This is a genomic window from Paenibacillus sp. J22FR83 (genome assembly GCF_059691955.1).
On record NZ_JCAUAM010000022.1, the window covers coordinates 127,045 to 138,770 of the forward strand.

Consider the following 11,726-nt stretch of genomic DNA (forward strand, 5'->3'; position numbering starts at 1 on the left):
CATACACATAACAGAGAGAGGAGTGTCGATCCCTGTATGGTGTATCAGAAACAAAATGAACGACATAAACAGCAACTTCCCAACGCTCGTGCCATTCGGAGAGCATGTAACAAAGAGCTATATCGGACCATTAAGCGGTTAAAAATATGGCTCACACCCGAGCAAATCAAGTCTGCCGAGACTATTTACGTAAAAAAAGTGATGCTTAGTCTTCCCTTTATCGTCGAGAATGGCAGCAACCGTCGTTTGCTTGCCGACTGGTTCGGCGAAAATGTTGCTCCCGAGGTCGCTCCTATATGGAACGTGGAGCTGGAAAGCTTGAATGAGGCGTTTCGCGACGCATTTGGTGGATAGCACAAACGAGTTGCGTATAATAAGAGCGGTGCATCCGCTCTTATTTGCGTTGGCCCATTTCACTCACATTCTACTAACCACACACCAATCCCACTCCACTCCCCTTCACCTACTTCTATCACTGGCCAATCCAGCTATTTCCCCTCCGTCCCTGTAACACGCCTAGATTCCCCCCAATTAACAATTAGATGGAAAAAGTACAGTTATATTAGTTAATTTCCTGCCATTTTATAAATTAAATGGAAAATATGTAGCTAATTCCACTCATTTTCATCCGATCAGCCGATATTTCAAAAATTAGCTACCTGTTCTCCATCTAATCGCGATTTTCACCCTTGAAACGTGAATTTAGCTGTAGATTTTCCAGTTAAATGCTGCTCAGCACCCACCACGCGCCTCTCACCCTCCCGTGACCAAAAAAAAGGCCGCAGGGACCATCATCCCTACGACCTCATTCTTATTTATACTCTGGCAGCCACTTGCCATGAGCCTCAATCAACTCATCGCACATCGCGATGATATCATCCATGGAAAGCTCAGCTGATGTATGCGGATCCAGCATCGCTGCATGATAAATATGCTCACGCTTACCAGTAATCGCCGCTTCAATCGTCAACAACTGCGTGTTGATGTTCGTACGGTTCAGCGCTGCCAATTGCGGAGGCAGATCACCAACGTAAGTAGGTGTTACACCGTTACGGTCAACCAAACATGGCACTTCAACAACAGCTTCGCGCGGTAAGTTCGTGATCAAGCCAGTGTTCATGACGTTACCGCCGATTTTGAACGGCACATCTGTCTCGATCGCTTCGAAAATGTACGAAGCATACTCATGTGAACGCTCATGCGTCAAGTTTGCATCGTTCACGAGATCTTCGCGCATTTGCTTCCAGCGGCTAATTTGATCAACGCAACGACGCGGATACTCATCCAATGGGATGTTGAAGCGGTCAACCAACTCTGGGTAGTTGCGTTTGATGAAATACGGGTGATACTCAGCATTATGCTCGGAAGATTCCGTAATATAATGACCGAATTTCAGCATCATTTCGTAGCGAACCATGTCTTTGTGCTTCTCTTTTTGCTTCTCAGCAGCGCGTTTCTTAATCTCCGGATAGAGGTCAACGCCGTCCTTCGACACTTCGAGCAACCAAGCCATATGATTAATGCCCGCGATTTTGGCCTTCACACCTGTTTGGTCAATGTCCAGATGCTTAAACAATTCAGGCACACAAGTTTGCACGCTATGGCACAGACCAACTGTACGCACACCGCCATACGTGTTCATTACATTTGTCAGTACAGCCATCGGATTTGTGTAGTTAAGGAATAGAGCGTCAGGACATACCTCGCGCACATCAGCAGCGAAATCCAGCATAACCGGAATCGTTCTCAAGTTTCTGAAAATACCGCCAATTCCAACCGTATCTGCAATCGTTTGACGCAAACCATACTTTTTCGGAATTTCAAAATCCGTAATCGTACATGGATCATAGCCACCTACTTGAATCGCATTCACCACAAATTTAGCGCCGCTAAGTGCTTCTTTACGGTTCGTATATGCTTTAATCGTAGACGTACTTCCACTCGTTTTTTTAATGTTGTTCAGCATATTCGCCGAATCTTGCAACCGTTCATGATCAATATCAAAGAGAGCGATTTCATAGCCTTGTAGCGCGGGGGTAAGCAAACAATCACCTAGTACGTTTTTGGCAAAAACGGTGCTTCCTGCACCTAAAAAAGTAATCTTGGACATGTGGGATCTCCTCCAATAGTCAATCTATTATCATATCCTTACTATAGCGCAAGCTCGCTTTGAAAAATATGGATTGAAACAACTCCAATATGGACATTTGTAGTTTTTTGGATTACGATAACAATAAAAAAAGCGAGGCACCTATGAATCAAGATCATACCTACTTCGACATCAGTATTAATCCCTTACATAGCAATCCGGACTTATCTGTCCTATTCAGCGGGGAAGGCAAGCCCCTCCCCCAACACAAAATGGGACCTGCCGTTCATGATTACTATTTAATTCATTCCGTTCTCTCAGGCAATGGTATCTTTGAAATAGGAGGTCGCACCTATACCTGTTCTGCTGGCGATACCTTTATTATTTTTCCGGGAGAGTTATTCTCGTATATAGCAGATGCAGATACCCCTTGGCATTATATTTGGGTCGGCTTTACAGGACGGAATGCAAGCTCAATATTATCTCACATTGGCGCGGCCCCTGAGCAAGCCGTAATATCCGGCAGTAATCCGCGTAAGATTCGCCACTACTATCGGCATATTCGCGCCTCTTTCCAGCAGACAGAATTTCCAGAACTCGAAGAATTGGAATCCGAAGGTTGGCTAAAGCTTCTCCTGCGTGAACTCGGACGAACAAACACACACCACATCACGACCAAACAAATCGCCGAGACCGATATCCAGCGCCAGATCGGACAAGCCATCCGCTATCTTGAATTGCAGTATACACAAGCAGTCTCGATCGAGCATCTCGCGCGCAGCTTGGGTTATCACCGTACCTATTTGTGCAAAATGTTCAAACAATCCACCGGATTATCTCCAATGCAGTATCTGTTCAACATCCGCATGGAACGGGCCAAGCAACTGCTCCATACCGCTATGACCATCGATCAAGTCGCCTCCTCCGTCGGCTTCAATGATGCGCTCTATTTCTCGAAGCAGTTCCACAAGTGGAGCGGTTCCGCGCCATCGGTGTATCGGAAGGAACTCCGAAATATCTAACTCTATGACAGGTCGACCCCAAGAAGGCCCTCCAACGAAATAAATGGAAAAAATCCAGCTATGTCTCCCCATTTCCATTTGAAATAGGAAGATAACTGGATTTTCTCCATTTATATTTGGTTCTTAAATCTCGATATCCACGATTAAGCTGTCTACACGACCAACTTCACGAATATACGCGGCTACTGCTTGATGCTCTGGATTCGGACCGTAAGCTGCCAGTGCAGCTTTATCTTCAAAACGAACCGAAAGTACAACTTGGAATCCTTGATTTTTCTCGGAGAAGTTAATCCCCGCTTGGATATCAACGATACCTGTCAGATGAGCGCGCAACGCTTTGAAACGGTCAACAACCTCTTGCAGCTGCTCTTGTGTAGTAGTTTCAGCAAATTTAACTAGGACGATATGATCAATCATGATGTGAACCTTACCTTCTTTCTATAGACATTTAGGACATAAATAATGAACGACACTAATCTTATCAAAAACACAAAGCGAGTACCACTCTCATTCTCCATGACTGTGGCGTAGGCATGACACCCTGAACAGACTGCGCTTCCCGGTCATCGACCCGCAATCGAGGCAATCCGATCCGAGCTAAGCACCTGAACGCCTGTTTTCCCCGATTTCGCGGCTCTTATCAAGCCGGTAGCAATCGTATGTGCATGGATAGGACGATACTTGCGAAGTCGACCCGTCATCAAAGGAGCAATGGCCCGCGAAACGATGCTTCCCAGTTTCTCCCCTAATCGGAATTCCCCGCGGTTGCCAAGAATAAGTGAAGGCCGAAGTAAGTGAAGGGAGAGAAGGCGCATGCCCCGCAGCTTGTCTTCCACCTCTCCTTTTACCTGATTGTAGAAAAAGGAGGATGAGCGGTCTGCTCCCATCGCTGTCACGATCGCGAACGCGTCGGCTTGTCCCTTGCTCGCCAATTCGGCTAACAGGAGAGGATAGTCGCGATCTACTCTACGAAACTGTGGTTTGGAGCCCGCTTTCTTAATGGTTGTCCCTAACGTACAGTAGACATGTGCATGCGCGAATTCGGAGGATTTCAGACTCTCGCTCAGCTTAGCGAAATCAATTACTCGCTGCTCAAGTTTCCCCTGTCCATTTGGCAGATCTAGATCCATCCTCTTACGAACTAACGCAATAATTTTATCATAGTCCGGATCATTCACTAGTTGCTTGATCAGTTCCTTACCGACTAAACCCGATCCTCCAGCAACAATCGCCGTTCTCCCTTTCATTGCACACCTCCGCGTCGTATTTATACATGATCTTCTTCATCATACAACCTTTTGGTATCAACTACGACACGATTTCTTCCGCCTGACTTAGCGCGATACAGCGCATGGTCTGCTCTAGAAACCATATCTTCCAGCACCATCGTTCCGTACTCCAATGTCGGTGAGTATTCTGCGACTCCGATGCTTGTCGTTATTTTGACTGTTAAAGATTCTTTGATAAATGGTTCGTCTATTAAAATATTTCGTAACTCCTCCGCCAAAGCAGCACTCTCTGCCGCATCCTTCCTCATTAACAGAATAATGAACTCTTCGCCGCCATATCTCGCTACAATCGCATCGTCCCCCGCATACCGTCTGAGGATACTCGCGACATGATGGAGAACGCCATCACCAACTAAGTGGCCATATGTGTCATTTATTTTCTTAAAATGATCAATATCCATCATCAAGACGGAACATGTCTGCCCAGAAATAATGCACATATGCAATTGCTTGTTGCCTTCTAGCATCATATAGCGCCGATTATGAACATCTGTCAATTGATCCATCCATGCCGAATGCTCCAATAACGAAATGTTGGATTTCAACCGATCGGACATGAGATTGAATGTAGCCACTAATTGTCGCAGCTCCACGGGAGCCGTTCTAATTTTCTCCACATTGATCTGGTAATCGTAATTCCCCTTCTGAATGATCTTCGTAGCGCGCAGCAAGTAGCGAATCGGTCTCTCAATTTTGGAGGCAATCATCACGGCAGCCGCGACACTGAGAAGCAGTGCAATCAAGGAAATGATAATAATCGTAATACTTAACGCATTTAACTTGCGGAAAATCTCTCTTTGCGTAATTTCCCCTACAACAAGCCAGTTTTTGGCGGGTGACCATTGGTATTGACCATACACGCTTTCGCCACGGAAGCCAATATACGCACTATGATCCGTACTATTCGACACAGCACGGTGATAAATTTCCGATGTCACGCGTTGCGTAATTGTCCCATTCTCTGAACGGTTCGAGGCCGTTACAATATTGCCTTCAGCATCCAAGACATAGACTTCACCTGTATCCCCGAAACTTAGCTGCGAAATGAGTTTATTCAGCATCTCTAGGGTAACAACGCCAAGCACAATCCCCTTAAATTCACCGTGATCACCGAGTACCGGTGAGGAAAATGTAATCACAGGATTTCCATTTTCTTTGGACATCACAATACCAGAAACAAAGCTCTGCTTTTGCTTGCCAAGCTTGTAGTACAGACGATCTCCCACATAAATCGAAGTCGTATCTGTGCGAATGTTGCCATCCGGCTCAACGAACGTAATCGAATAAAACTCCGAGTTCACCAAGGCATAATCTTGAAACTCCCGTTTCAAATCGCCAATACGGTGGAACTTGGCATTATCTGAAAGTGCGAAACGTTTAATCGCGTCTAACTTTTCCTGATTCCAGCGTTCGATATATAAGCTCTGTAACGCAATCACTTGTTTGAGTTGAACCCTAGCCTCATCTAACCGATTGCTCTTCTCTATAAAGTAAAAGGGAACGATGATTGAAAAAGCCAACACCAATATAATTGCGCTTATCCAGAGTTGAAGTCTTGTTTTAATCGTATGATCGGAGAAAAGAGAAAACACATGCCCCATTGAGGTTTCCCCCCTTTTTATTCTATATCTATCTATATATCTCCATTATACCTTATTTCCCGTTGAAAATTGACAAATTCCGCTGATTTTCGGCACGAAAGTTCGCAAAACTACGAATAGTTCGAAATATTGTCTGTTTGAAAAGTAGGAATCTTTCGCTTATGCTAGTTGGTAAGTAGAAAAGAGGTTATTGCCCCCATGAAAATTCTCGTACTAACTGAAAAACCAAGCGTCGCCAAAGAAATTGCTCGTGTATTAGGGTGTAATCAGAAGCAGAAACACCACTTTGAAGGTGCCAAATATGTCGTTACCTGGGCACTTGGCCATCTCGTCACACTCGCGGAACCCGATGATTACGATCCGAAGTATAAGACCTGGAACTTAGAAGATCTGCCCATTATCCCAGGCAAAATGAAGCTCAAAGTCATGAAAGAAACGTCGCAGCAGTTTCGTGCCATCGAGCATCTCAGCCGTCGCGGTGACCTCTCCGAGCTGGTCATCGCAACCGATGCGGGACGCGAAGGCGAACTCGTCGCGCGCTGGATTATGGAGCTGATCCGCTGGAAGAAGCCGTTCAAACGGCTTTGGATCTCGTCGCAGACGGATCAGGCGATTCGCGAAGGCTTCGCGCAGCTGAAGCCTGGCACGGACTACAACCGGCTGTATCAAGCAGCCGTCTGTCGTTCTGAGGCCGATTGGCTTATCGGCCTCAATGTAACCCGCGCGCTGACCAGCAAGTTCGGCGCGTCGTTATCCGCTGGGCGCGTGCAGACGCCCACGCTGGCCATGATGATCAACCGCGAGGCGGAAATCCGGGATTTCCGGTCCGTCGACTACTGGTTGATCGAGGCCGAACTCGGGTCCTTCCGCGCCCAGTGGCGGGACCCGAAGACGGGCGACTCGCGCATATGGGATCGCGAGCGCGCCGACAGCTTGAAAGCCAAGCTGCAAGGTCAGAGCGGCCGCATCGTGCAAGTGAATAAGACCGAGAAGCAGATTCCGCATCCACTCGCTTATGATTTGACAGAGCTGCAACGCGATGCGAACCGTAAATTTGGCTTCTCTGCCAAACAAACGTCGAATGTTTTGCAACGACTCTATGAGCAATACAAATTGGTCACCTACCCGCGAACGGATTCGCGCTACTTGACCTCCGATATGGTACCGACCTTGCTTGGCCGTCTGAAAGGGTCAGCGATTGGCCCTTATGCGGCGCTAGCCGCGCCATTTATTAGGAAGCCGCTGACGATTACCAAACGCATCGTCGACGATTCGAAAGTCAGCGATCACCACGCGATTATCCCGACGGGTGAGGCGATCTCGCTTGCAACATTAAGTGCGGATGAGCGTCGACTCTATGATCTGATTCTTCGCCGATTCTTAGCCTTATTCAGCGGTCCTTGCCGCTACGATGAAACGAAGTTAACGATTGAAATCGCCGGAGAGAAACTTTACGCATCAGGTAAAGTCGTGAAGCAAGCCGGTTGGAAAGATGTATACGGCGCCACCGATTTCACTGATCCTGACCGCGAAGACACCGAATCCGAGGAAGATTCAGGGCAGCTGCTGCCCCAAGCTTCAGAGAAAGACGCGGTTACCGCTCGCAACGTTCGCCAAGTTAGCCGCCAAACGAAGCCGCCTTCTCGCCATAATGAGGCTTCCTTGCTATCGCAGATGGAGAAATTCGGCCTTGGCACACCTGCGACTCGTGCTGATATCATCGAGAAACTCGTGTCCTCTGACACGATCGAGCGCCAAGGCTCCTTGCTCATTCCTACTGGCAAGGGCACGCAACTCATCGAGCTTGCTTCCGAGGAGCTCCGTTCACCTGAACTTACAGCACGCTGGGAGCAGGAGCTTGAACGCATTTCCAAAGGCAAAGGCAGCATGGAATCTTTCCTCAGTAGTATTCGCAAGAAAGCTGCTGAGCTAGTCGATGAAGTCAAACACAGCTCCGCAGCCTATAAACCGCATAATTTAACCGGCAGTAAATGCCCGGATTGCGGGGAATTCCTTCAGGAAGTCAAAGGCAAACGGGGTCGTTATCTGGTTTGTTCCTCTCGTGAATGCTCGTACAAACGCGAGGCTGACGGGCAATTAACGAACCATAGATGCCCACAGTGCCATAAGAAAATGGAAATACACACGGGTAAAGCCGGGAAATATTTTCAGTGCCGTCCCTGCAATGTTGTTGAGAAAATCGACGGCGAGTCACGGGGTGGTGGCCGCAAGGCTACAGCCAAAGCGAATCGCCAGCTGATTGAGCAATTTTCCGATTCTGCCAGCGTTGGAAACTCACTCGCAGACAAACTGCTCGCAGCCCTTCAGCAGCAAAAGAAGGAAGACTAGAACCAAATAAAGCCCAAGCGATAACTTACTCGCTTGGGCTTTTGTATGATATGACATTTCATTGCGCTCTGGTTAATATCCGTCCTTTAACCGCTAATTCGAGATCTTCTAACGTTGTGATCCCCAAGCTAACCAGTGCATCGCCTGGTTCCATGTGAACATTAGCTAGGATGTGCATACTTGTATGAGGTACTAGTGATTTCCGAAACTCATGAAAAAGCACCGCATTATACGTTTTGAGAACTGTCATAAACTCCACATTGGGCGGGACAAATCCGCGAATTTCTGATGATCGCCAGAAAAACTCCCTAACATGCATAATATCCGATCCCGTGCGGTTCAGCTTTCGAATCATCGCAAAAAACTCATCAACAAGTACTTGTCGATCCTCTTTCATGTGACTATCCCTCCTATGACGTATTCCTACTAGAAGGATACCATAAATAGTTCTTTAGATCTATATGAATCTCTCATGAAAGGGCTTAAATACCTAAGAAATTTGTGTATTCTTCCCATTCCCCTTCCATCTCCCTCTCTGCGATAACAGCATGTCCACCAAATACAGAACAACACCTATATTAATAGCAATATCCGCTAGATTCATGATCCCATTACCCGAGTTAATTACGATGAAATCGGTGACCTTCCCGAATAGAAGCCGTTCAATGCCGTTACCAATCGCCCCACCTACTAGGAGTGCAGCAGCACTTTGTTTCAGAATCCCCGGAAAGCCGCCTTTTCTACGATACCACCATATCCCTGCCACAATAAGAACCGCTAGAACACCGAGTATAGGAGCCCATCCCTGCAGGGAACTGCCAGCTGCTCCACTATTTTGATAATACGTAAATGAAATGAAATCTTTATAAAATGGCATGGATTCGCCAACCGTCATCACGGACCGTATCCAATACTTAGACAGCTGATCGATAGCTGTAATCACGATAATAATTGAATAGAATAGCATATTAACCCTCCCATGGACTCTTAAACTATAACTTCATTCTTATTTTACTTGAAATGGGGGACTACCTGTTAATTCTGCGATTTGCGGTTATATGACAACTCAAAAAGCCCCCTCAGGCGCTTCTGTGGCGGCTCTTCTCGATCGGCTAAGGTTCCCTTAACTTAGACTTATTAGTGTTCGGTACAGCTCACCAGGCGTGTGTGCCATATGGTCCGGATTTCCACTGTGGAGCAGTTGAGGTGAATCATAACCCCACGTTACGGCTACGATGGGTACACCTAACTTTTTACAGGACTCAATATCCCGCAACTCATCACCGACATAAATCATCCGTGCTGGCGTCGTTCCCCATTGCTTCATCACTTTGCGAATGGAGTGGTGCTTACCGAAAATATGCTTCGCAGAAATAATCTCCTTAAAGGCGCCTTCCAGCTTGTTTTTTCGTAAAAAAAGCCGAATATTCGCTTCTGAATTAGAAGAAAGAATCGAGCTTTTAACCCCTTGTGAGGAAAGCTTCGCAATGACTTCTTTCATACCAGGCACGATTTGCAGGGATCGAATGTTCTCGTGATAGAGCTGCCGCCCCGCTACCATCAGTTTAGGAATTTGGAGCATAGGTACTCCTAAGCGATCTACACGTTCAGAAATCGACATGGAACGCAACGGCCCCAAGTCCTGTTCGCGGATGGGACGGAACCGATGTTGCATAGCCATTTCATTATAGAGCTTAACCAGGAGCGCCCTGGAATCGACAAGTGTCCCGTCAAAATCAAATAGGATGTGCTTTACCATCTGGGTGTATATACAAATAAGGCCGGACCCTCGGGCGGCACTTGGCGAATTTGATTATGTTTAAACTCTTGAGCTGGATCCAGAACCACATATGGATTACTTACCGTTCGCAAATCCTCCCACGTACAAGAAACACCATGGTTGTAGCCTGTTGCACCACCTGCGAACATTTTACAGCCATTGCAGAATTGCTCCTTTTGCTGCGCGTCCAGTTTCACAATTTTGTTACGAAGACAACAGTAAATTTCATTAACAGTGTTACATACATTAACATGAGTGATCATAGCCATTTACCGTCAACTCCTTGCGGCACTTTGAGTGTGTAATAGTAAGTGTATCGAACTACTATTAAGTGTATGACACAATTTTGTAAACGGAATAACATTTCTCACGATAGACCGTCCAAATTTGCTACAATTAGGAAATACAACGATTGGTTTGGAGGTGCTTCCCCCTGCAGGACTCATTACATTATGTCATTCCGTTTCTTATCTTTGGCTTTTTTATTTATCGACGGGTGAAGCGTACCATTGGCTTTCAAAAGCTTTCCCGTGGCAGACTCACCTTTCGTCTGTCTTTGTTCAGCTTATTCGGGGTGATTATTTTCCTCCTGGGCTTCGTCCATCCCATCCATTTCATCGGCTATCTAATCGGACTTGCCGGCGGCGCCTTGCTCGGTCGAACTGCAATTCGCCATACACGCTTCGAGCATCGAAGTGATGGTTGGTACTATCGCACACATCTCTGGATTGAGATTACCGTCCTTGTTCTCTTCCTAGGCCGCATTGCGTATCGCTACGCTAGTGTCGCTATCTCCACCGGGTCAACAACTAGCTTCACACCGGCTGATTTCTCTCAATTTTCAAAAGATCCCATCACCGCAGGCGTCTTCTTCATCATCGTGTCGTACTACATTTTGTTTTTTGGCTACTTACTGCGCGAAGGGAACAACCTGGATCGAGCAGGATTGCCGGATAGCGAAGCTGATATCGTCGGGAACCATGTAGCTCCGAATACCGAGATGATTACCCCGCAGGCAAATGTTCGGTTAGAGTAACAGAACGTGAGGGCGCTATTTAGACAATTTCGCTCATTTCATTAGAGTTACGGAACGTGAGGACACTATTTCATCGCGATATGCCGATTTATGGCTGATAATCCGGTGATAGCGGATCTACGTTCCGTTTCACTTCTTTTGGACAATATCAAAGGAACTACATCCACTGATCAGCCTATTCCCTTCTGGGCTAAATATAGACTTCACTGTGATTTGTTTGAATTGTCCAATCAAATTAAACAATTGGCTACTTTTAAGGACAGCTTCTTGTACTTTTACTGCTACTTCTGCTACTAATTCTCACTCTACTTTTACTTCTACTCTTACTTCCCTCTACTCTCCACTAAATCGTCCACAAATGCGCTGCGCATACTTCATCCTTTAAACAAATTAAGTACTTAACAAGAAAGGGATACTCCCTAGGCCATTTTGACCTGAGGAATATCCCTTTTGCAGCTAGAATAAAAAGTGGACACCTCGTTAACAAATTTAAGATAATACAATTAACGAGGAGGTGTTCACAATGGGTGAACAGCGGCAAAGGTACAATGATGAATTTA

General features: G+C 46.4%; 12 protein-coding genes. 4 read left to right on the plus strand and 8 right to left on the minus strand.

Annotated features, from left to right (window positions below; all coding sequences use genetic code 11):
* The first annotated feature begins 36 nt into the window (after positions 1 to 36).
* Entirely contained in the window at positions 37 to 354 is a 318-nt protein-coding gene (locus AC58PV_RS30235) for a dehydrogenase (protein WP_497436574.1), read from the plus strand.
* 457 nt (positions 355 to 811) lie between these two features.
* Here AC58PV_RS30235 and AC58PV_RS30240 read toward each other — a convergent pair whose 3' ends face one another.
* Entirely contained in the window at positions 812 to 2,110 is a 1,299-nt protein-coding gene (locus tag AC58PV_RS30240; RefSeq protein ID WP_497436575.1) for an alpha-glucosidase/alpha-galactosidase, read from the minus strand.
* A gap of 143 nt (positions 2,111 to 2,253) precedes the next feature.
* Between AC58PV_RS30240 and AC58PV_RS30245 the strand changes: the two genes are divergently transcribed.
* Positions 2,254 to 3,111, plus strand: coding sequence for an AraC family transcriptional regulator (locus AC58PV_RS30245; protein WP_497436577.1), 858 nt, complete (start codon positions 2,254 to 2,256; stop codon positions 3,109 to 3,111).
* A gap of 123 nt (positions 3,112 to 3,234) precedes the next feature.
* Here AC58PV_RS30245 and AC58PV_RS30250 read toward each other — a convergent pair whose 3' ends face one another.
* From AC58PV_RS30250 to AC58PV_RS30260, 3 genes are all read right to left on the minus strand, one after another.
* Entirely contained in the window at positions 3,235 to 3,528 is a 294-nt protein-coding gene (locus AC58PV_RS30250; protein WP_173114649.1) for a Dabb family protein, read from the minus strand.
* Positions 3,529 to 3,674: 146 nt separating this feature from the next.
* Positions 3,675 to 4,358 (minus strand): Rossmann-fold NAD(P)-binding domain-containing protein, encoded by a 684-nt coding sequence (locus AC58PV_RS30255; protein ID WP_497436578.1) that lies wholly within the window; start codon positions 4,356 to 4,358, stop codon positions 3,675 to 3,677.
* 20 nt (positions 4,359 to 4,378) lie between these two features.
* Positions 4,379 to 6,001: a sensor domain-containing diguanylate cyclase gene (locus tag AC58PV_RS30260; RefSeq protein ID WP_497436579.1), complete on the minus strand. Its 1,623-nt coding sequence runs from the start codon at positions 5,999 to 6,001 to the stop codon at positions 4,379 to 4,381.
* A 198-nt stretch (positions 6,002 to 6,199) separates the two neighbouring features.
* Between AC58PV_RS30260 and AC58PV_RS30265 the strand changes: the two genes are divergently transcribed.
* A complete protein-coding gene (locus AC58PV_RS30265; protein ID WP_497436588.1) occupies positions 6,200 to 8,350 on the plus strand; it encodes a DNA topoisomerase III in 2,151 nt (716 codons plus the stop codon).
* A 58-nt stretch (positions 8,351 to 8,408) separates the two neighbouring features.
* Here the strand turns inward: AC58PV_RS30265 and AC58PV_RS30270 are convergent, their stop codons facing one another.
* The 4 genes from AC58PV_RS30270 to AC58PV_RS30285 all read right to left on the minus strand — a co-directional run bounded on the left by AC58PV_RS30270 (position 8,409) and on the right by AC58PV_RS30285 (position 10,399).
* Positions 8,409 to 8,747 (minus strand): hypothetical protein, encoded by a 339-nt coding sequence (locus tag AC58PV_RS30270; protein ID WP_497436580.1) that lies wholly within the window; start codon positions 8,745 to 8,747, stop codon positions 8,409 to 8,411.
* Positions 8,748 to 8,840: 93 nt separating this feature from the next.
* The gene (gene lspA / locus AC58PV_RS30275; RefSeq protein ID WP_497436581.1) at positions 8,841 to 9,317 is read right to left on the minus strand and encodes a signal peptidase II; all 477 of its coding nucleotides are present in this window, start codon (positions 9,315 to 9,317) and stop codon (positions 8,841 to 8,843) included.
* 156 nt (positions 9,318 to 9,473) lie between these two features.
* A complete protein-coding gene (locus tag AC58PV_RS30280) occupies positions 9,474 to 10,109 on the minus strand; it encodes an HAD-IA family hydrolase (RefSeq protein ID WP_497436583.1) in 636 nt (211 codons plus the stop codon).
* Positions 10,103 to 10,399 (minus strand): hypothetical protein, encoded by a 297-nt coding sequence (locus AC58PV_RS30285; RefSeq protein WP_497436584.1) that lies wholly within the window; start codon positions 10,397 to 10,399, stop codon positions 10,103 to 10,105. Before AC58PV_RS30285 ends, AC58PV_RS30280 begins: the two co-directional genes overlap by 7 nt.
* Before the next feature lie 143 nt (positions 10,400 to 10,542).
* On the opposite strand from AC58PV_RS30285, the gene AC58PV_RS30290 reads away from it, so the two are divergent.
* On the plus strand, positions 10,543 to 11,166 hold the full coding sequence (locus AC58PV_RS30290) for a CcdC protein domain-containing protein (RefSeq protein ID WP_497436585.1): 624 nt from the start codon (positions 10,543 to 10,545) through the stop codon (positions 11,164 to 11,166).
* Positions 11,167 to 11,726 lie beyond the last annotated feature (560 nt).